Genomic DNA, 21,701 nt, shown 5'->3' with positions numbered 1-21,701 from the left:
TTTGCTGCGTACGATTTAAAACTGGCCGCCGAAGGTGAACTGCAGACGCTCGATTTCGTCGTTGTCTTCCTTCTTCAGCGGGAACGCATAGCTGATCGAAATCGGGCCGACCGGGGCGCGCCACAGGAGTGCGACACCGGTTGAGGCACGCAGCTCATTGGCCTTGAAAGCATCCACGTCGCTGTAAACGTTGCCGAAGTCGAAGAACGCCGAGATGCGCGCCGACGGGCTGTCGAACAACTTCGGGAAATACATTTCCACCGAGCCCACCGTTTTCAACGAGCCGCCGAGTGGCTGACCACGGTTGAATCCGTTGATCGCCTCCGAGCGCGGTCCCAGCGTGTTGTCTTCGAAGCCGCGCACCGAATTGGTACCGCCAGCGTAGAAGTTCTCGTAGAAGGGCAGGCCGGTGGCGGTGACCGGACGCGTGGTGCCGTCGGCGTTGGTGATTACGCCAGAACTGTCCTTGCCGTAGCTGTCGCCATAGCCCAACTCAAACCGCGTATTGAGAACAATCGCAGGAATGATCGGCCAGTAGTTCGAAATCTGATAATTAAGCTTGTAGTACTCCACCGTGGAACCAGGAAGCGTGGTTTCCAGGCCAACACGCTGATACATGCCGCGCGTCGGCATAAAGAAGTCGTTGCGAGTATCACGCGCCCAACCGAACTCAGTCCGCACGGCCTTGAAAGTATCGGTGCCGATCGCTTGAATGTAGTCGACAATTGCCTGCGGCGTCGTACCCGGGAAGGTAGTGATCTGATTGCTATCGACGCCGATCATCGCCGAGACAGTATCGTTCTCGGTGATCGGCACGCCGAACACCACCTGTGCCGACCCATTCGTGCTGTTGAACTGGGCGGTATTGAAGTCAGAATAGTCCAGCTCTCGCCACGACAGGTTGTAGCCCAGCGACACGCCGTCGTCGGTAAAGAACGGATTGGTGTAGGAGAATGCATAGCGCTGCTGGAAGGTGCTGCGCGAGGCTTCCACTGCCACCCGGTTACCGCCGCCCAGGAAGTTGTTCTGCGACAGCTGCACCGAGGTGGTCACGCCGAACGCTTGCGAGAAGCCCAGGCCGAAGACGAAGCTGCCTGAGGTGGTTTCCTTGACGTTGTAGACCACGTCCACCTGGTCGTTGCTGCCCGGCACCGCGGGGGTTTCCACGTCCACGCTCTCGAAGTAGCCCAGGCGTTGCAGACGGATCTTGGAACGGTCGATCGCGGCCTGCGAGTACCAGGTGTTCTCGAACTGGCGCATTTCGCGGCGCAAGACCTCGTCGGAGGTGCGGCTGTTGCCCTTGTAGAGGATGCGGCGCACCGACACGCGCGGCCCCGGCACGACCTGCAGGTTCACTGCAACGGTGCGGTCTTCGCGGTTCGGCGTGGGGATCGGGTTGACCTTGGCAAAGGCGTAGCCGACGTTGCTCAGCGTGTTGGTGATGGCATCGGAGGTGTATTCCAGCAAGGCACGCGAGAAGATGTCGCCGGCCTTGGGGATCACCAGGCGCTCGATGTCGGCCTGCGGCAATACAGTGTCGCCGGTGACCTTGATCTCGGAAATCTTGTACTGCTCACCCTCGGTCACGCCGGCGCTGACGAACATGTCGCGCTTGTCCGGGCTGATCGACACCTGGGTGGAGTCGACGCTGAAGTCGACATAGCCACGGTCCAGGTACCAGGAGTTGAGCTTCTCCAGGTCGCCGGACATCTTTTCCTTGGAGTACTGGTCGTCGCGGCGGTACCACGAGGCCCAGTTGTGCTCCTTGGATTCCCAGTTTTCCAGGATGTCTTCGTTGGCGAACTTTTCCGTACCAATCAGGTTGACGTGGCGGATCTTGGCCGCCTTGCCTTCCTTGATCGCGATGGCTACATCGACGCGGTTGCGGTCCAGCGGGCTGACCGTCGGGGTGATCTCGACGTTGTACTTGCCGCGGTTGTTGTACTGACGGGTCAGCTCCTGGGTCACGCGGTCCAGGCTCAGACGGTCGAAGGTGCCGCCTTCGGTCAGGCCGATGTCGCCCAGGCCCTTGAGCAGCTCTTCGGACTTGATGTCCTTGTTGCCGGTCACGGTGAGCTTGTTGATCGCCGGGCGTTCCTTGACCGTGATGACCAGGATGTTGCCCTGGCGATCCAGCTGCACGTCTTCGAAGAAGCCGGTGCGGTACAGCGCGCGGATCGAGTCGGCGACCTTGCCATCGTCCACGGTATCGCCACGGTTCACCGGCAGGTAGGTGAACACGGTGCCGGATGCAATGCGCTGCAGGCCGTCCACGCGAATGTCGCTGGCGACGAACGGCTCGGCGGCCAGGGCTGCGGCGGCTGGCAGGCTGAGGCCGGCGGCAAGAGCGAGGGCAAGCAGGCGGCGAGTGGGAAGACGCGTCATGTCACATCCGGTTGGAGTCGATTGCGGGTGTTGCTGGGTGCCGGCGTATGACGACGACAACAGGCGGAAAGAGTGGAGCAGCTTCATCGTGGAACCAGGCCGAGGATGTCGTTGTAGAACGCCAGACCCATCAAGCCTGCCAGGACCGCGAGGCCGACATATTGCCCGGCGATCATGGCCCGTTCGCTGATCGGGCTGCCCTTGACCAACTCAATAAGGTAATACAGCAGGTGCCCACCGTCCAAGATTGGGATGGGCATCAGGTTGATGATGGCCAGGCTGAGCGAGAGCAGGCCCAGGAAATACAGGAACCAGTCCACGCCGCGTTCGGCCGAGGCGTTGGCGGCGCGGGCGATGGTGACCGGGCCGGAAATGTTCTTCACCGAGGCCTGGCCGGTCAGCATGCGCTTCATCATGCCCAGCGAATCGGCGGTCATCTTGCCGGTTTCGCGGATCGCGGCGGGTACCGCGGCAAACGCCCCGTATTGCTGGCGGCTGTCGTAGGCCGGCGCCGCGGTGGCCGCAAACCCCACGCCCAGCATCCACTGGCCTTCGGGCGACTTGCGCGGGGCAATTTCCAGCGCCAGCCGGTCGTCCTCGCGCGCGACCTCGATCATGCCGGTGCCGCCCTGCGTGCCCAGCGCCTGGAGCTGGGCGGGCACTTCGCCGGCCGAGCGGATCGGCTGGCCGTCGATGGCCACGATCCGGTCGCCCGGCTTGAGAACGCCGTCGGCCGCCGAGCCGGCGACCACCTTGTCCACCACCGGCGGCTGCAGCATGAACTGCCAGCCGATGCCGGCCAGCGTGGCCACGCGGCGCTCGTCGAACCCCGCCGGCAGCTGCGACAGGCGCAGCGTGTGCTCGCTGTTGCCGCCTTCCTCCGCTGCGGTCAGCACCTGCACGTCGCGGCGGTCCATGGCCGCGGTGGTCAGCTGCATGCTGGCATCGCTCCAGCTGCTGACGCTGCGGCCATCGATGCGCACGATGCGCTCGCCCGGCACCAGCCCGGCGGCGGCGGCCAGCCCATCGGCGCGGCCGACGGTGGCCGAGTAATCCTGCTTGCCGATCACAAACATCGCCCACAGCATGACCATGCACAGCAGCAGGTTGGCGATCGGCCCGGCGGCCACGATCGCGATGCGCTGCCACACCGTCTTGCGGTTGAAGGCCTGCTCACGCTCGGCCGGGTGCACCTCGCCTTCGCGCTCGTCGAGCATCTTCACGTAGCCGCCCAGCGGGATCGCGGCGATCGCGAACTCGGTGCCGTGGCGGTCGCGGCGCATCCACAGCGGCTTGCCGAAACCGACCGAAAAACGCAGCACCTTGACGCCGCAGCGGCGCGCGACCCAGAAGTGCCCGAATTCGTGGAAGGTCACCAACACGCCCAGGCTGACGATCATCCACCAGACCGAACCGATGAAATCACCCATGGATGCAACTCGGCAGCGTGGTTCGATCAGGCATGAAGGGAATGATGGGCGAGGGCGCGTTCAGTGGTTCGCCGTGCTTCGGCATCGGCGAAAAGGAGAGTATTCAGGGTATCGGCATTCTGCCGCTGAAGCGTTGTCAGCGTGTGTTCGACCAACGCAGGGATGGCTAGGAAACCCACCTTGCCCTGAAGAAACGCTGAAACAGCCACTTCGTTGGCCGCGTTCAGGATGGCCGGCGCGGTGCCGCCGGCGCGCAAGGCGTCCCAGGCCAGGCGCAGGCACGGGAACGCCCCGGTGTCGGGAGCTTCGAAGTCCAGCCGGCCCTGTTGCAGCAGATCCAGGCCGCCGACGCCGGACTCGACGCGCTCCGGCCAGGCCAGGCCGACCGCCAGGGTGGTGCGCATGTCCGGCAGCCCGAGCTGGGCCAGGGTGGAGCCGTCGACGAATTCCACCAACGAATGCACCAGGCTCTGCGGGTGCACCAGCACGTCGATCTGCTCGCCGGGCAGGCCGAACAGATGGTGCGCCTCGATCACTTCCAGGCCCTTGTTCATCAGCGTGGCCGAGTCGACCGAGATCTTCGGGCCCATCGACCATTTCGGGTGCGCCACCGCTTGGGCGGGCGTCACTTCGGCCAATTGCGCACGCTGGCGGCCGCGGAACGGCCCGCCGGAGGCGGTCAGGATCACCCGCCGCACCCCGCGGCTGGCGTCGCAGGAGCGCAGGCACTGAAAGATCGCACTGTGCTCGCTGTCGATCGGAATGATCTCCGCGCCGGCCGCAGCCGCGGTGCGGGTCAGCAGCTCGCCGGCCAGCACCAGGGATTCCTTGTTGGCCAGCAACAGGCGTTTGCCGGCGGCCGCGGCTGCCAGGGTGGACGACAGGCCGGCGGCGCCGACGATCGCCGCCACCACGGTGTCGCAGGCATCGCTGGCCGCCAGCGCATCCAACGCCTGATCACCGGCATGCGCCTGGGTGGTCAGGCCGGCGGCGCGCAAACCGTCGCGCAATGCCGGATACAACGCGGCGTCGGCGATCACCGCATGGGCGGGGCGGTGCCGCACGCATAACGCCAGCAGCGCATCGACCTTGCTGCCGGCCGACAGCACGCTGGCACGCAGCCGCTCCGGATGCCGGGCAATCACGTCCAGTGCCGAGGCACCGATGGAGCCGGTTGCGCCAAACACGGCGACCCGACGAAGAGAAGAACCTGACATGCCTAGAATCCGAGAATTTCCTTGCCGAGCGCGAACACCGGCAGCGCGGCGAGCACGCCGTCGATCCGATCCAGTACGCCGCCGTGGCCGGGAATCACCGTGCCCGAATCCTTGGCGCCGGCATGCCGCTTGAGCAGGCTTTCGAACAGATCGCCCAGCACCGAGGCCAGGACTGCGACTGCGGCCACCAGCACCAGCTGCGGCACATGCGCCAGGGTCAGCCCGGCCAGCCAGCCGAAGGCGCAGGCCACTGCAATACCGGCGACCAGCCCGCCCAGCAGGCCTTCGATGGTCTTGTTGGGGCTGATCCGCGGTGCCAGCTTGTGCTTGCCGAACCGCCGCCCGGCGAAATACGCGCCCGAGTCGGCCGCCCAGACCATGGTCAGCGCGGTCAGCAGCCACAGGTTGCCCTTGTCGGGATTGGCGTGCAGCAGCACCAGCGCCGCCCAGGCCGGCAGGACCGCCAGCGTGCCGGCGGCCAGCTTGAGCGCGCGTGCCTGGCCATTGCCGTGGTCGGCGCCGAAGTTGAAGAACCGCAGCCACAGCAGCGCCACCAGCCACCAGCCCACGCCCACCAGGGCAGCGATCTGGAACAGCACCATCGAGCCGACCGATGCCCAGACCATCAGCACCATCAGCAGCAGGTTGAGCATCAGCAGCACGGTGCGCGGCAGGCTGTCGTCGATGCCGGACAGCTTGAGCCACTCCCACAGCCCGGTCAGGAACAGGATCGCCGCCAGCGCCGCCAGCCACTGGGTGGGCAGCAGCACGATCGCGCAGATGGCGAGCGGCGCCATGATCAGCGCGGCAATCACACGGGTCTGGGTCATGCGGAAGACGTCTCCGTCGCCTTCTCGGCGATCTGGGCGCTGGTCAGGCCGAAGCGGCGTTCGCGCCCGGCGTAGTCGTCCAGAGCCTGTTGCAGCACGCCGGCGTCGAACTCCGGCCACAGGGTTTCGGTGAACCACAGCTCGGTGTAGGCGAGCTGCCACAACAGGAAATTGCTGATCCGGGTGTCGCCGCCGGTGCGGATGAACAGATCCGGCGCCGGCAGGTCGGCCAGCGCGACCCGGCTGGCCAGTAAGGCTTCGTCGATCTGCTCCGGCTGCAACCGGCCTGCCGCGACCTCGACGGCCAGCGCACGCGCGGCCATGGCGATGTCCTGGCGGCCGCCATAACTGGCGGCGATGCTCAGCACCAGCCGCGTGTTAGCCGCGGTGATGCGCTCGGCACCGGCCATGCGGTCGCGCAGTGGCGCGGTAAAGCGGCTGCGGTCGCCGATGAAACGCACCTGCACGCCACGCCGCTGCAACTCTTCGACCCCACGATCGAGTGCATGCAGGAACAGCTTCATCAGTGCGTCGACTTCGTCCTGCGGGCGGCCCCAGTTCTCGCTGGAAAACGCGAACAAGGTCAGTGCCGACACGCCCTTATCGAGACAGAAATCGATGGTGCGGTTGACCGCCCGCGCGCCGGCACGGTGGCCGATCACGCGCGGACGCCGCCGACGCTGCGCCCAGCGCCCGTTGCCATCCATGATGATGGCAAGATGGCGCGGCACCGCGACAGCGGAGGGCTCCGAATGCATGGCAGTGGACGCCACGGTCAGACCGTCATCAATTCCTGTTCCTTGCCCTTGACGACCTCATCCACGTCCTTGATGGCCTTGTCGGTGAGCTTCTGGATATCGTCTTCGGCGCCGCGCGCTTCGTCCTCGGTGACCTGCTTGTCCTTGAGCAGATCCTTGACCTGCTGGTTGGCATCGCGCCGGATGTTGCGGATGGCGACCTTGGCGTCTTCGCCTTCGCCATGCACCGACTTGCTCAGCTCCTTGCGGCGCTCTTCGGTGAGCGGCGGCAGGTTCAGGCGGATCACGGTGCCGACCACGGTCGGGGTCAGGCCCAGGTCGGAGGCGTAAATTGCCTTCTCGACGTCCTTGATCATGCCCTTGTCGAACAGGCTGATGACTAGCGAGCGGCCTTCGGAGACGCTGATGCTGGCGACCTGATTGAGGGGGGTGTCGGTGCCGTAAGCCTTGACCTTGATGTTGTCCAGCAGCGCCGGCGAGGCGCGGCCGGTGCGCACGGTGGTCAGGGAATGGCGCAGAGCATCGATGCTCTTGGTCATGCGCGTCTGCGCGTCTTGTTTGATCTGGTTGAGCATCGCCGAACGTCCTGGTGAATCGTAATTGATCGATTATAGCCGCCAGCGGCGCCGACAGCCGGCGCAGCGCAGCAAAAAGCCCGGCAGGCGCCCGCCGGGATTCATGGGCGCGCACGGCCCGGGCGGGCGGGTGCTACCCACTGTGCATCGTGAAAATGCAGCACAGCCGCCCGGAGGCGGCTGTGTGGTCACTGTCTGGCGAGCCGCGGTGTCTCAGCCGGGCCCGACCGTGTCGCTCAGCTGCGGCCCTGTACCAACGTGCCGATCTGCGCGCCGTGCAGGATGCGCAGCAGTACGCCGGGCTCGCTCATGCCGAAGATGCGCAGCGGCAGGTCGCTGTCGCGGGCCAGTGCGAAGGCGGCGGTGTCCATCACTTCCAGGCCCTGCATGATCACTTCGTCGTAGGTCAGGCTGTCGTAACGCACCGCATCGCTGTGCTTCTTCGGATCCTTGTCGTACACGCCATCGACCTTGGTCGCCTTCAGCAGCAGATCGGCGCCGATCTCGATCGCACGAAGCGCGGCGCCCGAGTCAGTGGTGAAGAACGGGTTGCCGGTGCCGGCGGCGAAGATCGCGATGCGGCCCTTTTCCAGGTGACGGATCGCACGGCGGCGGATGAAGTCTTCGCAGACGTCGTTGATCTTGATCGCGCTCATCACGCGCACCTTGGCGCCGAGCTTTTCCAGCGCGTCCTGCATGGCCAGCGCGTTGATCACGGTGGCCAGCATGCCCATGTGGTCGCCGGTGACGCGGTCCATGCCGCTGGCAGCCAGGCCGGCGCCGCGGAAGATGTTGCCGCCGCCGATCACCAGCGCAACCTGCGCGCCGGCCTGCTGGGCTTCGATCACTTCATGCGCGAGGCGATTGATGACCTTGGGGTCGATGCCGTAATCCCCATCCCCCATCAGCGCCTCCCCGGAAAGTTTGAGAAGGATGCGGCGATAGGAAAGTTCAGACATGGGGCAGGCCTCGGGGGTGGGGGATCGACAAACGCCGGCAATTCTAGCGGAAGCCTGTCACCGGGCGTGGTAAAAATTCTTTTGTTGCGCGATGCGTGCCGTGTTGCTCAGTGCGCGCGTGGTGTCGGTTGCGCCGGCACCTCGGTCGCATCGTAGGCGGTGACGCGGTTGCGGCCGCGATGCTTGGAGCGATACAGCGTGGTGTCGGCGGCCTGCAACAGATGCTCGATGCTTTCGAATTGGCGGTCGCCGCCACCGTGCGTGGCCAATCCCGCAGAAAACGTGATGTGCAGCGGCCCGCCGGGCAATTGCGCCATCGGTGTGCGTGCGGTTTCGGCCAGGATGCGCTCGATCACCATCAGCGCGGCCTCGGCGGTGGTGTTGGGCAGGATCACCAGGAATTCTTCGCCGCCGTAGCGCGCCACCAGGTCGCTGGTACGCACCATGCGCTGCAGGGTCTGCGCGAAGTTGCGCAGCACCTCGTCGCCGACCAGGTGGCCATGCGCATCGTTGACGCGCTTGAAGTCGTCCAGGTCGATGAAGGCGATCGACAGCGGCCACGCCTGCCGGGTGGCCAGTTCGAACTCATGCGCGAGCGCGGTGCCGAGCTGGTGGCGGTTGAACACGCCGGTCAGTGCATCGCGGCTGGCCTGTTCGGCCAGGTGGCGCATGCGGTTTTCCGATTCGTCGGCATGCCGGCGTGCCTCGGCCACGTCCTGCAGCTCGCGCAGGCTGCGCAGCATGGCCAGCTCGCGTGCCTGTTCGAAGATCAGCTGGATGTGCTCGGGCTGCGGCACACGGATATCGAACAGGGCTTCGAGTTCGGGCAGCGATTCGGCAATGCGCTCGATCACCTTTTCAAAGCGCTCGGCATCGAGCTCCAGCACATCCTGCGCCTGCTGTTGCGCGCGCTCGGTAGCGGTGGCCGCACTGGCCGACAGCCAGATATCGGCCAGCCGCCCGGACAGCGCCACGCAGGCCATGAAGGGTTCCAGGCTTGCCGGCTCTTCTTCGCTCTGGGCGATGGCGTTCTGCAGGTACGGCGGCAGCTGCCATTGATGCGCCAGCCAGGCGCCGACCTCGGCATGCGTGGCGCCAAGATGCTCGCGTTCGGCGTCCAGCAGTGCGGCGTTATCGGGGGCCTGTTCCAGCAGTGGGGCGTACACCTCCGGCGTGCCCTGCAGCAGCGCCAGCTTGCCGATGTCCTGCAGCAGGCCGGCCAGCATCAGCTCTTCCGGCTTGCGGATGCCATAGGCCTGGCCAAGGATGCGGCTGGCCAGCGCACACAGGCCGGCGCGGCGCCAGATGCGCTCGTGCAGCGGATGCGTTTTGAACGTGCTGCGCACGCCGTGGACCATCGAAAAGCCCAGCGCCAGGCTCAAGGTCGCATTGAGGCCGAGCATGGTCAGTGCCTGGCCCAGGTTGTCGATGCGGCGCCGGCTGGCGTACAGCGGGGAATTGGCCACGCGCAACATGCGTGCGCTCAACGCCATGTCCATGCCGATGACGTTGGCCGTGGTGGTCATGTCGACGTCGGGGTCTTGCGCCAGCTCGATGATGCGCAGCGCCACGCCCGGCGGCGAGGGCAGGTTGCGGCAGTAGTGCAGGGCGGCCTGGAGGTCTGGTTGCATGGTTCATCGCCGACAGTGATCGCAAGCATACAGCCGCGGTCGTTGAGTTGGGCACGCCACGCAGTGCAGTCGCCGCGCTGCAACGCAGGCGCAATGGGCGCTGGAAAGCCTGGTCGGCATCTCGTTTTTAGCGGCAGCGGCACGCGCATCTGTAGCGTTGCGGCCGGTTGCATACGCCGCGCATGCAGGCGGCCTGGCGGCAAACAGCGCTGCGCCAGCGCGTAGTGCGGGCAAAAAAAAAGCCGCGGCATGCCGCGGCTTTTTTCGTCATCGAACGCGGTGAATCAGGCCAGTCCGGCCTGCTTCATCACTTCGGCAGCGTAGTCTTCCACCACCTTCTCGATGCCTTCGCCAACGGCCAGACGCTGGAAGCCGATCACTTCGGCGCCGGCGGCCTTGACCGCCTGCTCGACGGTCTGTTCGGTGTTCAGCACGTACGGCTGGCCGTACAGGGTGACTTCGTTGACGATCTTGCTGATCTTGCCGCTGATGATCTTTTCCAGGATTTCGGCCGGCTTGGCCTTGTCCTTCTCGGACATCTTGGCCAGCTCGATTTCCTTTTCCTTGGCAACGAACTCGGCCGGGACGTCGGAGGCCTTGACGTGCGGCGGGTTCATCGCAGCGATGTGCATCGCGATGCCACGGGCCAGCTCGGCGTCGCCGCCCTTGAGCTCGACCAGCACGCCGATGCGGCCGCCGTGCACGTAGGCCGCGACGTTGTTGGCGCTGTCGATGCGGACCAGACGACGTACCTGCAGGTTCTCGCCAACCTTGGCGATGACCGCAGCGCGACGCTCTTCGATGGTCTCGCCGCTGTCCAGCTTGACGCTCTTCAGGGCGTCGGCATCGGCCGCGTCAGAGTTCAGCGCAGCGTTGGCGACGACGTCGGTGAAGGCCAGGAAGTTCTCGTCCTTGGCGACGAAGTCGGTCTCGGAGTTGACTTCGACCAGCACTGCCTTGCCGCCAGCCTGTGCGGTGGCGATGCGGCCTTCGGCGGCAACGCGGTCGGCCTTCTTGTCAGCCTTGGCCAGACCCGACTTGCGCAGCCATTCGGCCGCGGCGTCGATGTCGCCTGCGTTTTCGACGAGTGCCTTCTTGCACTCCATCATGCCGGCGCCGGTGCGCTCGCGCAGTTCTTTAACCAGGGAAGCAGTGATTTCCATGGAATTACCTCGTATGGACGAATACGTGCGGCGGAAGTGTTCCGCCAATGAGGAGACGGTGCAGCGTGCTGGCCGCCCCCGTGGGTGTCTTCAATGGCCCGAGCGACGCGACGCGAGGGTCCCGTCGGGGCTGCGGCCGCACAGCATGGTGCGGCCGCATTGCATGCCGATTACTCGGCAGCCGGTGCCTCAGGTGCAGCGGCCGGTGCGTCGGCCTTCTTCTCGGTGGCCTTCTTGGCCGGAGCGCGACGGCCCTTGCCTTCGTCGCCGGCTTCAGCCGAGAACTCTTCTTCGCGAACCGACGCCGAATTCGGCGCAGCAGCCTTGCCTTCCAGCACGGCGTCGGCAGCGGCGCGTGCGTACAGCTGCACGGCGCGGATGGCGTCGTCGTTGCCCGGGATGGCGTAATCGACCAGGGCCGGATCGTAGTTGGTATCGACCACGGCGATCACCGGGATGCCGAGCTTCTTGGCTTCCTTGATGGCGATGTCTTCATGGCCGATATCGATCACGAAGATCGCGTCGGGCAGACGGTTCATTTCCTTGATGCCGCCCAGCGACGCGTCCAGCTTCTCGCGCTCGCGACGCAGGCCCAGCACTTCGTGCTTGACCAGCTTTTCGAAGGTGCCGTCGGTTTCAGCGGCTTCCAGTTCCTTCAGGCGGGCAACCGACTGCTTCACGGTGCGGAAGTTGGTCAGCGTGCCGCCCAGCCAGCGCTGGGTCATGAACGGCATGTTGCAGCGCTCGGCTTCTTCCTTGATGGACTCGCGCGCGCTGCGCTTGGTGCCCAGGAACAGCACGGTGCCGCGCTTCTGCGCGATCGAGGAGAGGAAGTTCATCGCGTCATTGAAGAGCGGAACGGTCTTCTCGAGGTTGATGATGTGGATCTTGCCGCGCGCGCCGAAGATGTACGGCGCCATCTTGGGGTTCCAGTAGCGGGTCTGGTGGCCGAAATGGACGCCGGCTTCCAGCATCTGACGCATGGTGACCTGAGGCATTGAAAAAACTCCTGATAGCGGAATTGCCGTGCGCGGCTGTGGTTTGAAAACCTGCGCATGACTGTGCGAGCCCTGGCGGGGACGCACGTAATTCCGGGGTTGGGCTTCCCTGTCGCCTCCGTGACGAACCCCTTGCGGGGCACCCCGGCACGGATGGCGGCGGCAGGTGTGAATTCGTCGATGACGTCCGACGTGGACGGCGCGCTGCGCATGAAACGCAAGACAGCCGGCGGAGTATAGCCGCCGGGGCAGGGCGATGCAATGTGACTCAGGGGCCGCGGTGCGTGCAGCGCCGGATCATGGCTCCAGCACCAGGGTGCTCTCGGTGTCGCCATTGATACGGGCCACGAAGCGGCCCTTGCCGGCAGGCAGGCTGGCCGGCAGCGTCCAGCGTCGGGTCTGCCCGGGCAGAACATAGCCGGCCAGGTCGTTGCGGATGTTCAGCCGGGTGCCGCTGGCACCGATGTAGGCCAGGTCGGCCAGGCGGGCGTGGCCAAGGCCGGCATTGTGCAGCGTCAATGCCCTTTCGGTGCCGGACTGGAGTAAGTGAGCGTGCAGCTTCGGTTTTGCCTCACTGGCCTGGCTGGGCAGGGTGAAGACGGGAATGGAATAGCGCAGCAGTTCGGGCTCCTCGGCGCTCGCCTGCTGTGTCACTACCAAGCGATAGCTGTCTTCGGTGGTGGCCGGGCTGGGGCCGAGCCGGATCACCCGCAGCAGCTGGCGGCCCTGGCTGGGAATTTCGAACTGGCTGGGGCTGACAGTGGCAGTGATGGCCGGTTCAAGCACCTCGCGCTCGCCGTCCTGACGCCAGCGATACAGCTTTGCTTCTGCACGCCACGGTTTGCCGGCCTGGTTGTTGAGCCACACGGTGGCTTGGTCGGCATCGGCCGGGATGCGCGCCGTGGTCGGCGCGATTGTGATCTCGGCAGCAAGGGCCGGGGTGGACATGACCAGGAGCATGCCAGCGGCCAGAACCGTGGCAAGCCAACGCGTCAGTGGCCAGGCGCCGGCCATCTCAGAAAGCCACCGTGGTGATACGGGCAGCACCGGTCGGCGCCGGGCCGGCCAAGGCGCTGGCGACCTGGCCGGTTGCGCTGGCGGCAGTGCCAGCGGTGCCGGGGGCAGCACTGGCAGCCGGTTCGATCGCCGCCGGGGTGCCCTTGGAGCAGTTGGCGCGTGCCGGCGAGGTGCGCAGTTCGCAGCCGCTGAGCACGCGCAAGCCGATATGCAGGGTGGAATTTTCCAGGCCTTGGCTGGTGCCGGCCGCCTCGGCAGTGGAGGCGGCGCAGGCCAGCGCAAGTAATGCAGAGCACTTCAGAAGGTTGAACGGCGTCATGAAGGCAATCGTTTGCATTGGAGACGTAGCCAATAACGACGTGCCCGATGCGAACTTAATTAACCATCAGTAAGTGATCGAGACGGTCACCGTATCGGTATAGGCGCCAGCGGCCGGTAGCTGTGGCGACGGCGCACGCCCATAGACGGTGACCGTCTGGGCGACGCCGTTGCCGGTGCCATTCAGGGTGTCGGTGCCGATGGTGGTGCCCCAGCGGTTGCTGCGCGCCGCATCGCGGTAGAGCTCGTAGGTGATGTAGTTGCTGCTGCTGGCCTGGCGCATTCGGCGGGTGCTGCCGCTGGCATTCACGCCGTTGCCCAGGCCGATGTTCCACGCGGTCCGGTTGGTGCACGACAGGCTGACGGTGGAGGTGCGGTCGATGTTGCTGGTAATGCTGCCGGCGATGGTGCCGAAGTCCAGGTCGGTGGTGACGTAGGTATTGCAGCGGGCGGGCACGTTGGCCGAGGCGGTGAACGGGAAGGCGTTGCTGGCGGTCTTGGCGCCGCTGCCGCCGGCCGTGCAACTGCTGGGGGCCGGCGGAATGCCGATGAGGCTTTCGGTATAGGCATACCGCAGCACGGTGTCGGCGCCACTGAAAGTGCTGGTGTGGTTGCCCACCGACAGGGTCTGATTGGCTGGAATGCGGCCGTACAGCGTGACCGACGTGGTCTGCGAGCCGCCGGTGATCAGCGGTACCCCGTACGAAAGTGTCAGTACGCGCGGCGAGGGCGTCGTCGAGCCAGTGGCCCCCCAGACCTGGGTACGGGTCGCCTCGGAGTAGATCTGGAAATCCAGGCTGTCGCTGGTGGGGTTGAGCATGCGGCGCGGCGCATACAGTCCGGCACTGGCGCTGCCGGGGCCCAGATCCAGGCACAGGCTCACGTGCGCATAGCCCAGGACGCTGAGCGCGGCAGTTGCACAAGACACGTTGAGCGTTGCCACCGCGTCGGTGGTGCCGTTGGCGGCCACGTTGCCAAACGCCAGCGGCGTGCCGAGCGTGACGGTGCAGTTTGTGTCCGCGTGCGCGCGCTGGCTTGGGGCCAGCCACAGCGTGGCAATCGCCAGCGCGAACAACAAACGGCCAAGGCCTGTCAGGCTCATGGCGCCGGCTCTGCGATGCACGGCAGCGGGCCGACGCGCGGGATGTCGGTGGGATTGACCGGGTAGGTGAACTGCGCGCTGCAGCGGCCGTCGGGCAGGTCGACCAGGATGCGGTTCTCCTGCTGCAGATTGTCCAGATAGGTTTCGCCGTCGTACCCGACCACCACGCGTTCGGCATCGCCCTCGCGCCATACCACGCTGCCGACCGGCAACGGCACACCTTGCGCGTCGTGCAGCACGATCATGGCTGCACGCACGGGCGTAATGCCGAAGCGCACCGCCACGCCGGATTGCTGGCGCGGGGTCACTGCGGTGTCTACCCGGTCCACGCGCAGGTTGGCCGGCAGTGCCAGCGTATCGATCGACAGCTGATTGCGTTGCCACGACTGCAACGGGGTCACCAGCAACATGCCCTTGGCGTCGGTCACGCCGATCAGGCGGTTTTCCAGGCGCACCGGGATGCCCGGCTGGCCATCGGTGGAAACCACCGCGAACGCATCCTGCACGTCACGCGCGGCGAAACCGCGCCCGTTCATCCAGACCAGGCTGCCGCTGGCGCTGGCATAGCCGAAGGTGTCGCCGTCCTGCGTGGCAGCGCCCAGGCTGTAGCGACCGACGCGGTTCAACCAGCCCAGTTCCGCCAGCCCGCCGCTGGCGTCGTCGCCGGCGCGTGCCTGCAGGCGCCAGCCCACACCGCCCAGGTCGCCGTCACCCGGCAGCGGTTGGCTGACATCGGCCACAAAGCCGGTGCGGTTGCCGTTGCGCTGCATCGAAGCGCTGGCCTGGCGGATTCCGCCGAAGGTGGTGGAGAGCGACAGATACAGGCTGCGGTCGCGGCGCAGATCCAGGTTCTGGTTGCCGGACAGGTTGGCGGCCCAGTTGCGGCCGAAGCTGCGCGACCAGAACACGCTGGCGTAGCGCGAGGTGTCGCCCTGCGGATAGCTCAGCCGGACGTAGCTGGTGCCGAGCGAGCCGAGCGGGTTGACGTTGACACCGAACACCGCGCGGTCGCTGACGCTCGCCGGCAGGCTGCCCTGCAGGGCGCCCAGGTCACGATAGTCGCCATGGGTGCGCTGGGTGGCGAAGTTGAGATTGAAGCGGCGGTTGTTCCAGGCGTAGCCCAGCACGTATTGGCCACCGTGCAAGCCGCCCATCTGGCTGTGCGCGTAGGCCACGTTGAACACGCCGCCGACACCAAGCAACCAGATGCCACCGGCGCCGGCATTGACCAGGCCGCCGCCGGCTTCGGCATGCGCCTCGATGGTGAAATCCTCGCGCACGCCCTTGCGCAGGCTGGCACTGGCCACCGGCCGGCTGTCGTAAGAAAACGAGCGCACGCCGTAATCGCGACGCAGGTGGCCGATGCCAGCCGACCACTCGGAGATGCCGCGCGCCAGCAGCTGCGGAGTGCCGTAGAACGCGAAATCCAGCCGGCGCACGCGGCCGAACGCATCGGTCACCACGATCTGCGCCTGGCCGGTGCCGCTGATGCCGGGCTGTGCGGCGAGCTGGAACGGGCCGGCCGGGACCTGGCCGCTGTATTGGCGCAGGCCATCGACGTACAGCTCCACCGTCGACGGCACCGCGGCTTCGCCGAGAAAGCTGGGCGTCGGGGTCAGCACGCGATACGGCTGCAGGGCGTAGTTGCGGCCGATCTGGATGCCGCCCAGGCGGATCGACCGGCTCCAGTCGACGAAGCCGCTATAGAAATCGCCCACCCGCAGGCTGGTGGCGGTGTCGGGGAAATCCATCTGCCAGGCGCTGTCCAGGCGTACGGCTTCGCCGCGCCAGCCGCGGTCTTGCGCGCGGTTGTAGGTCTGGAACACGGCCGTGCTTTCGACCATGCCCCGGCCCAGACCGAAGCCGCGCAGTTCGGTGGCCAGCGAGACGCTGCTGGCCCCCGCGTTGCGGTTGGCATACAGGTCGTAGTTGAGCAGCGCGCCCGGCGAGGCGGTGGCACTGGGCGGAGCGACTTCCTCACTCTTCAACACCGTGGTGGACAGCGAGAGCTGCGCCAGCGGGACCTGCAGGGCCAGCCGCTGCAGGGCGGCGTCATAACGCACTTCGACGTCGGGCATGCGGTCCAGGTCGACCAGCGCCTCGGGCGCTTGACCGTCCAGGATGAAGCCGAGTTTGCGCAAGGTCTGCACCGACGCACGCAAATTTCCATCCACCAGCTCGAACGGTGCCAGGCCGCGATCGGCTTGGTTGACGCTGACATCCAGATACAAGGTCTGCGCGGCCAAGACACCGGTCTGCGGTGCAGGATCCGGCAAGGACGCCACATCTGCCAGATCGGCGGCTGCCGTGTTCTGCAGACCGATGGCGGCGGCAAGCAGCGTCATCGTCAGCCGCGCCACATCACGGCGCGGCCAGCAGGGTGCGTTCGTCAGCCTCACCATTGATCCTTGCGGTGATGGCGCCGCGGCCAAACTGTGCCAGCGGCGCGCCGAGCGACCAGCGCATGGTCTGGCCGGGCAGGACGTAGCCCACCAGTCCGTTCAACTCCGTCTTGGCCTTGCCATCGATCAGGTGCCGCAGATCGGCCACCTGTGCATGGCCGTTGCCGGTGTTGCGGATCTGGATCTGCGCGTTGCCGTCGCTGCCGGCCACCAGTTGCGTGTCCAGCCGCGGCGTGGGCGCGGCGATGCCGGGCGGTAGCACGAAGATCGGCACCGAGTAACGCAGCACGAACTGCATGCCGTTGCGGTCTGCGTCGACGCTGGGCAGTTCGTCGACAATGATGCGGTAGCACACCTCTTCACCACGTGGCGGCGGCCCGGCGCGGATCACGCGGATCAACTGCCGCTCGCCAGCGGCCAGCGTGCGCATGGGTGGGCTGATCAGCAGTTCCTGGGTGGGATCGAGCTGATCCTGGCCTTCGCGCTGGGTCCAGCGGTAGGCGCGGGTCTGCACCTGCACCGGCGCGCTGCCGCTGTTGCTCAGCCACAATCCATCGGCGCTCTGCTGGGCGGTCAGCGTGAGCGAGGTGGGCGCCAATTGCAGGCTGGCGGCGCGCACTGTGGTCGACTGGGTAGCCAGGCAAAGGCCGGACAAAGCCAGCAACAACAACGGACGCAGTGGCGAAAGCAGCGATAGCGGCATGCGTGGGCTCAATAGATGATCGTGGCGGTGATGGTGTCTTGGTAGGTACCAGTGGCTGGGTTGCCGGCGGACGGGTTGGTCACGCGGCCGTACACCGGGTAGATCTGATTGATGCCGGTGGCGGTGCGGCTCAGCGTATTGGTGCCGCTGGTGCTGCCCCACACTGTGCTGAGGCCCAGGTCCTGGTAGAGCTGATAAGCGACGAAGTTGTTGGTGGTGACCAGTGCATCGGTGTTCTTCATGCGGCGGGTGGTCACATCGTTGGCCGTCCCGGCATTGCTACCCGCGCTCAGGGCGATGTTGTAAGGCGTCAATGCGGTGCACTGAGCGGTGACGCTGCCGTTTGCATCGGCATTGGCGGTAGAGGTGGATAGCACCGAGCCGAAGTCGACGTCCGTGGCCGATGCCGCGGTGATGGTGCAGGCCTTGGTCACGGCAATCTTGACGTTGAAGGTGGTGGTGTCTGCTGCTGTCGCGATGCCGACGGTCGAGAGCAGGCCGAGAGAGAGTAAGACAGGGCGGACATTACGCATGGACATTTCCTTGACCGAATAGGTCATTGATGACGCGACCAAGTCGTCGCCCTCCTCGTAATGCATCCGCCGTGCCAAAGATAACCATGAATCGGTTAGCTATCCCGCTGTTTTTTTTGGGTCTTTAGCAAAAAATGCGATGTCCTACGGATGACTCCGTTTCACGCAGTTTTGACGCGTGAAGACCTTCGTCACAATTCCGGCCCCCTTGCGCCGGATTTCCGCCGGCGAGCGCGAGCGTGCCGCGCAAAGCGTGGAGTCATTCAGATTCGCTCGGAATCGGCGATAATCCGCCACATGAGCGTCAATCTGAAAACCAAAGAAGAAATCGAACTGATGCGCGTCGCCGGCCGTCTGGCCGCCGAGGTGCTCGACGTGGTGGCCCCGCATGTGAAACCAGGCGTGACCACTGCCGAGCTGGACCGCATCTGCCACGACCACATCGTCAATGTGCAGGGCACCATCCCGGCCAATGTCGGCTACCGCGGCTTTCCCAAGAGCGTGTGCACCTCGGTCAACAACGTGATCTGCCACGGCATCCCGAGCGCGGCCAAGGTCCTGAAGGAAGGCGACATCGTCAATATCGATGTCACCGTCATCAAGGACGGCTGGCATGGCGATACCAGCCGCATGTATTACGTGGGCACGCCGTCGGTGATGGCCAAGCGCCTGGTGGAAACCACTTACGAGGCAATGTGGCGCGGCATCCGTGCGGTCAAGCCGGGCGCGACGCTGGGCGATGTCGGCCATGCCATCCAGAAATTCGCCGAGGCCGAGCGCTTCAGCGTGGTGCGCGATTACTGCGGCCACGGGATCGGCAAGGTCTATCACGACGAACCGCAGGTGATGCATTACGGCCGGCCGGGCGAGGGCCTGGTGCTCAAGCCGGGCATGACCTTCACCATCGAGCCGATGATCAACGAAGGCACCTATCACCATAAGACCCTGCCGGACGGCTGGACCGTGGTGACCAAGGACCGCAAGTTGTCCGCGCAGTGGGAACACATGGTGGCGGTGACCGAAGACGGCGTGGATGTGCTGACGCTGTCGCCCAACGCCTCCGCGCCGGCATGACCGCAACGCCGGCGGACCGACCCGATCCGAGCGTCGCCGGCGACGCCGACTGGGCCGCCGAGGCCCGTCCGCTGCTGGTGCATGCGGACATGCGGCTGTGCAAGCGTTTCGACCAGGGCGAGCCGACCGAGCGCCTGCTCGCCTTGCGCGCGCGCGCCGTCGATCAATTGATGCGCAATGCGTGGACGCGCTGTATCCCTGCCGACGCCGGGCTGTCCTTGCATGCGGTGGGAGGCTACGGGCGCGGTGAACTGTTTCCACGTTCGGATGTGGACCTGCTGGTACTGGGCGAAACCGCTGCGCAACAACGCCACGAGCAGGCGCTGGCGCGCTTGTTTGCGTTGTTGTGGGATGTGGGCCTGCCGATCAGCCATGCGGTGCGCTCGCCGGCACAGTGCACAAGTGCGGCCGCCGACCAGACCGTGCTCACCGCACTGATCGAATCGCGCCCGCTGGTGGCCGATGCGCAGGCGCGTGCGGCGCTGGCCGCAGCGATCGCGCCGCAGCAGGTGTGGCCGCTGCGCGCATTCTTCCAGGCCAAGCGCGAGGAACTACACGCGCGGCATCAGCGCTTCGGCGACACCGCCGACAACCTGGAACCGGACATCAAGGACGGCCCCGGCGGCCTGCGCGACCTGCAAACGCTGGGCTGGATGGCCTTGCGCGCGTTCGGGGTCAAGGACCTGGAAGCGCTGGTCGGGCTGGGCCATGTCGGCATGGACGAAGCGGCCGCATTGCGGCGCGAACGCGAAGAACTCGCGCGCCTGCGCTACGGCTTGCACCTGGTCGCCAACCGGCCGGAAGAACGCTTGCGTTTCGATTACCAGAAGACCCTGGCCGAGCGGCTGGGCTTTGCCGACGACCCGGAAAGCCTGGGCGTGGAAAAGATGATGCAGCGCTTTTATCGCAGCGCTGCGTTGATTCGCCGGATCAGCGATCGCCTGCTGCAGCGCTTCGAAGAGCAGTTCGATGGCGAAGCGGTGCCGGTGCAACTGGACGCCGGTTTCAGCCTGCGCCGCGGCTATCTCACCGCCGATGCCGACACCTGGCCGGATGGCGATGTGCTGCAGGTGTTTGCGTTGTTCGCGCAATGGGCGGCCCACCGCGAGGTGCGTGGGCTGCATTCGTTGACTGCGCGCGCGCTGGCCGAAGTGTTGCGCGATCTCCCTGCGTACGACGTTGCCGACGCCATCGCGCGCGACCGGTTCATGGCGCTGCTGCGCGGCCCGCGTGCGGTGGAAACGCTCAACCGCATGGCGCGGCTGGGCGTGCTTGGTCAATGGATTCCCGCGTTCGCCAGTGTGTCCGGGCGCATGCAGTTCGACCTGTTCCATGTCTACACGGTGGATCAGCACACCTTGATGGTGCTGCGGAACATCGCGCTGTTTGCCGCCGGCCGCGCCGACGAGCGATTTTCGATCACTCATGAAGTCTGGCCGCGCCTGCGCAAGCCGGAGCTGTTGTTGCTGGCGGGATTGTTCCATGACATTGCCAAGGGCCGCGGCGGCGATCATTCCGAACTCGGCGCGGTGGATGCGCGCGCGTTCTGCCTGGCGCATCGGTTGAGCGAAGGCGATACCGAGCTCGTCACGTGGCTGGTGGAGCAGCACCTGCGCATGTCGGTCACCGCGCAGAAGCAGGACATCTCCGACCCGGAGGTGATTCACCGCTTTGCCACGTTGGTGGGCACGCGCGAGCGCCTGGATTACCTGTATCTGCTGACCTGTGCCGACATCGCCGGCACCAGCCCCAAACTGTGGAATGCCTGGAAGGACCGGTTGCTGGCGGATCTGTATTTCGCCGCACGCCGCGCCTTGCGCGAAGGTCTGGAACACCCGCCGCCGCGTGAGGAACGCCTGCGCGAAGCGCGCGAATCCGCACGCACGCTGATGCAGGCGCAAGGCCATGACGATGCCACCATCGATCGCCAGTTTGCGGGCATGCCGGACGAGAATTTCCTGCGTTTCCGGCCCGAGCAATTGGCCTGGCAAGCGGCCTCGTTGATCGAGGTGCAGATCGGCCAGACGCTGGTCAAGGCGCGCCGCGCGGTGCCCGACAACGACGCGCTGGAAGTGTTCGTGTATTCGCCCGACCGCGATGGATTATTTTCGGCGATCGTGGCCACGCTGGACCGCAAGGGCTACGGCATCCACCGCGCCCGCGTGCTGGACGCGCCACACGATGCGATCTTCGACGTGTTCGAAGTGCTGCCGCAGGACAGTTCCGCCGATGGCGACCCGCAGCGCCTGGCCGCCGCCCTGCGCCAGGTACTGGCGGGCGATCTGCTCAAAGTGCGCCCGTCACGGCGCGCGGTGCCGCGTCAGTTGCGGCATTTCCGCTTCGCCCCGCGGGTGGAATTCAGCGAAAGTGCCGGTGGCAGGCGCACCCGCATCAGCCTGGTGGCGCCTGACCGCCCGGGCCTGCTGGCCGACGTGGCGCACGTGTTACGCATGCAGCACCTGCGCGTGCACGACGCCCGCATTGCCACCTTCGGCGAGCGCGCCGAAGACCAGTTCCAGATCACCGACGAGCACGATCGCCCGTTGCCCGATGCTGCCCGGCAGGCGCTACGCGATGCGCTGTGCGCCTGTCTCGACCCCACCTGA

The 21,701-nt window shown here is 65.9% G+C and carries 18 protein-coding genes; 2 read left to right on the top strand and 16 right to left on the bottom strand.

The features are described from left to right. Positions 1-15: 15 nt before the first annotated feature. The 16 genes from bamA to ACCQ09_RS14410 form a co-directional block, all read right to left on the bottom strand. A complete protein-coding gene (bamA, locus tag ACCQ09_RS14485; protein ID WP_019237827.1) occupies positions 16-2,385 on the bottom strand; it encodes an outer membrane protein assembly factor BamA in 2,370 nt (789 codons plus the stop codon). A gap of 83 nt (positions 2,386-2,468) precedes the next feature. Further along, positions 2,469-3,815, bottom strand: coding sequence for an RIP metalloprotease RseP (gene rseP, locus ACCQ09_RS14480; RefSeq protein ID WP_011036558.1), 1,347 nt, complete (start codon positions 3,813-3,815; stop codon positions 2,469-2,471). Positions 3,816-3,841: 26 nt separating this feature from the next. Continuing rightward, positions 3,842-5,032 (bottom strand): 1-deoxy-D-xylulose-5-phosphate reductoisomerase, encoded by a 1,191-nt coding sequence (locus ACCQ09_RS14475; protein WP_040941556.1) that lies wholly within the window; start codon positions 5,030-5,032, stop codon positions 3,842-3,844. Positions 5,033-5,034: 2 nt separating this feature from the next. Continuing rightward, on the bottom strand, positions 5,035-5,862 hold the full coding sequence (locus ACCQ09_RS14470) for a phosphatidate cytidylyltransferase (RefSeq protein ID WP_011036560.1): 828 nt from the start codon (positions 5,860-5,862) through the stop codon (positions 5,035-5,037). Further along, positions 5,859-6,620 (bottom strand): polyprenyl diphosphate synthase, encoded by a 762-nt coding sequence (gene uppS / locus ACCQ09_RS14465; protein ID WP_029216853.1) that lies wholly within the window; start codon positions 6,618-6,620, stop codon positions 5,859-5,861. Before uppS ends, ACCQ09_RS14470 begins: the two co-directional genes overlap by 4 nt. 17 nt (positions 6,621-6,637) lie before the next feature. Beyond that, positions 6,638-7,195 (bottom strand): ribosome recycling factor, encoded by a 558-nt coding sequence (frr, locus tag ACCQ09_RS14460; RefSeq protein ID WP_011036562.1) that lies wholly within the window; start codon positions 7,193-7,195, stop codon positions 6,638-6,640. Between the two features lie 236 nt (positions 7,196-7,431). After that, entirely contained in the window at positions 7,432-8,154 is a 723-nt protein-coding gene (gene pyrH, locus ACCQ09_RS14455; RefSeq protein WP_011036563.1) for a UMP kinase, read from the bottom strand. A gap of 107 nt (positions 8,155-8,261) precedes the next feature. Next, positions 8,262-9,785, bottom strand: coding sequence for a sensor domain-containing diguanylate cyclase (locus ACCQ09_RS14450; protein WP_012438815.1), 1,524 nt, complete (start codon positions 9,783-9,785; stop codon positions 8,262-8,264). Between the two features lie 284 nt (positions 9,786-10,069). Further along, complete coding sequence (tsf, locus tag ACCQ09_RS14445; RefSeq protein WP_040941555.1) at positions 10,070-10,948, bottom strand: translation elongation factor Ts; 879 nt, start codon at positions 10,946-10,948, stop codon at positions 10,070-10,072. 170 nt (positions 10,949-11,118) lie between these two features. Further along, entirely contained in the window at positions 11,119-11,946 is an 828-nt protein-coding gene (gene rpsB, locus ACCQ09_RS14440) for a 30S ribosomal protein S2 (RefSeq protein WP_011269915.1), read from the bottom strand. A 297-nt stretch (positions 11,947-12,243) separates the two neighbouring features. Continuing rightward, positions 12,244-12,960: a fimbrial biogenesis chaperone gene (locus ACCQ09_RS14435; RefSeq protein WP_075285844.1), complete on the bottom strand. Its 717-nt coding sequence runs from the start codon at positions 12,958-12,960 to the stop codon at positions 12,244-12,246. Between the two features lies 1 nt (position 12,961). Beyond that, on the bottom strand, positions 12,962-13,300 hold the full coding sequence (locus ACCQ09_RS14430; protein ID WP_016944177.1) for a hypothetical protein: 339 nt from the start codon (positions 13,298-13,300) through the stop codon (positions 12,962-12,964). 48 nt (positions 13,301-13,348) lie between these two features. Continuing rightward, on the bottom strand, positions 13,349-14,383 hold the full coding sequence (locus ACCQ09_RS14425; protein WP_016944178.1) for a Csu type fimbrial protein: 1,035 nt from the start codon (positions 14,381-14,383) through the stop codon (positions 13,349-13,351). Next, positions 14,380-16,728 (bottom strand): fimbria/pilus outer membrane usher protein, encoded by a 2,349-nt coding sequence (locus ACCQ09_RS14420; protein WP_228428030.1) that lies wholly within the window; start codon positions 16,726-16,728, stop codon positions 14,380-14,382. The genes ACCQ09_RS14425 and ACCQ09_RS14420 overlap by 4 nt, the downstream gene beginning before the upstream one ends. A 16-nt stretch (positions 16,729-16,744) precedes the next feature. Next, the gene (locus tag ACCQ09_RS14415) at positions 16,745-17,488 is read right to left on the bottom strand and encodes a fimbrial biogenesis chaperone (protein WP_014507246.1); all 744 of its coding nucleotides are present in this window, start codon (positions 17,486-17,488) and stop codon (positions 16,745-16,747) included. Between the two features lie 8 nt (positions 17,489-17,496). Then, a complete protein-coding gene (locus ACCQ09_RS14410; protein WP_425533192.1) occupies positions 17,497-18,021 on the bottom strand; it encodes a Csu type fimbrial protein in 525 nt (174 codons plus the stop codon). A 297-nt stretch (positions 18,022-18,318) separates the two neighbouring features. Between ACCQ09_RS14410 and map the strand changes: the two genes are divergently transcribed. Next, positions 18,319-19,095 (top strand): type I methionyl aminopeptidase, encoded by a 777-nt coding sequence (gene map / locus ACCQ09_RS14405; RefSeq protein ID WP_011036574.1) that lies wholly within the window; start codon positions 18,319-18,321, stop codon positions 19,093-19,095. Next, positions 19,092-21,701 (top strand): [protein-PII] uridylyltransferase, encoded by a 2,610-nt coding sequence (locus ACCQ09_RS14400; protein ID WP_228428028.1) that lies wholly within the window; start codon positions 19,092-19,094, stop codon positions 21,699-21,701. Before map ends, ACCQ09_RS14400 begins: the two co-directional genes overlap by 4 nt.

The organism is Xanthomonas sp. NCPPB 2586, assembly GCF_041475775.2.
Taxonomy (GTDB): Bacteria; Pseudomonadota; Gammaproteobacteria; order Xanthomonadales; family Xanthomonadaceae; genus Xanthomonas; species Xanthomonas campestris.
Note: the sequence above shows the minus strand (reverse complement) of the source record. Positions and strands in the feature narration are given on the sequence as shown.

Bases quoted from the DNA above. Each gene is read 5' to 3' on its own strand.
- ACCQ09_RS14475 (WP_040941556.1), bottom strand. From the start codon at position 5,032: ATGTCAGGTTCTTCTCTTCGTCGGGTCGCCGTGTTTGGCGCAACCGGC.
- ACCQ09_RS14450 (WP_012438815.1), bottom strand. From the start codon at position 9,785: ATGCAACCAGACCTCCAGGCCGCCCTGCACTACTGCCGCAACCTGCCC.
- rseP (WP_011036558.1), bottom strand. From the start codon at position 3,815: ATGGGTGATTTCATCGGTTCGGTCTGGTGGATGATCGTCAGCCTGGGC.
- ACCQ09_RS14435 (WP_075285844.1), bottom strand. From the start codon at position 12,960: ATGGCCGGCGCCTGGCCACTGACGCGTTGGCTTGCCACGGTTCTGGCC.
- map (WP_011036574.1), top strand. From the start codon at position 18,319: ATGAGCGTCAATCTGAAAACCAAAGAAGAAATCGAACTGATGCGCGTC.
- ACCQ09_RS14470 (WP_011036560.1), bottom strand. From the start codon at position 5,862: ATGACCCAGACCCGTGTGATTGCCGCGCTGATCATGGCGCCGCTCGCC.
- ACCQ09_RS14415 (WP_014507246.1), bottom strand. From the start codon at position 17,488: ATGCCGCTATCGCTGCTTTCGCCACTGCGTCCGTTGTTGTTGCTGGCT.
- pyrH (WP_011036563.1), bottom strand. From the start codon at position 8,154: ATGTCTGAACTTTCCTATCGCCGCATCCTTCTCAAACTTTCCGGGGAG.
- tsf (WP_040941555.1), bottom strand. From the start codon at position 10,948: ATGGAAATCACTGCTTCCCTGGTTAAAGAACTGCGCGAGCGCACCGGC.
- ACCQ09_RS14400 (WP_228428028.1), top strand. From the start codon at position 19,092: ATGACCGCAACGCCGGCGGACCGACCCGATCCGAGCGTCGCCGGCGAC.
- rpsB (WP_011269915.1), bottom strand. From the start codon at position 11,946: ATGCCTCAGGTCACCATGCGTCAGATGCTGGAAGCCGGCGTCCATTTC.
- bamA (WP_019237827.1), bottom strand. From the start codon at position 2,385: ATGACGCGTCTTCCCACTCGCCGCCTGCTTGCCCTCGCTCTTGCCGCC.
- ACCQ09_RS14420 (WP_228428030.1), bottom strand. From the start codon at position 16,728: ATGACGCTGCTTGCCGCCGCCATCGGTCTGCAGAACACGGCAGCCGCC.
- ACCQ09_RS14430 (WP_016944177.1), bottom strand. From the start codon at position 13,300: ATGCAAACGATTGCCTTCATGACGCCGTTCAACCTTCTGAAGTGCTCT.
- frr (WP_011036562.1), bottom strand. From the start codon at position 7,195: ATGCTCAACCAGATCAAACAAGACGCGCAGACGCGCATGACCAAGAGC.
- uppS (WP_029216853.1), bottom strand. From the start codon at position 6,620: ATGCATTCGGAGCCCTCCGCTGTCGCGGTGCCGCGCCATCTTGCCATC.
- ACCQ09_RS14425 (WP_016944178.1), bottom strand. From the start codon at position 14,383: ATGAGCCTGACAGGCCTTGGCCGTTTGTTGTTCGCGCTGGCGATTGCC.
- ACCQ09_RS14410 (WP_425533192.1), bottom strand. From the start codon at position 18,021: ATGCGTAATGTCCGCCCTGTCTTACTCTCTCTCGGCCTGCTCTCGACC.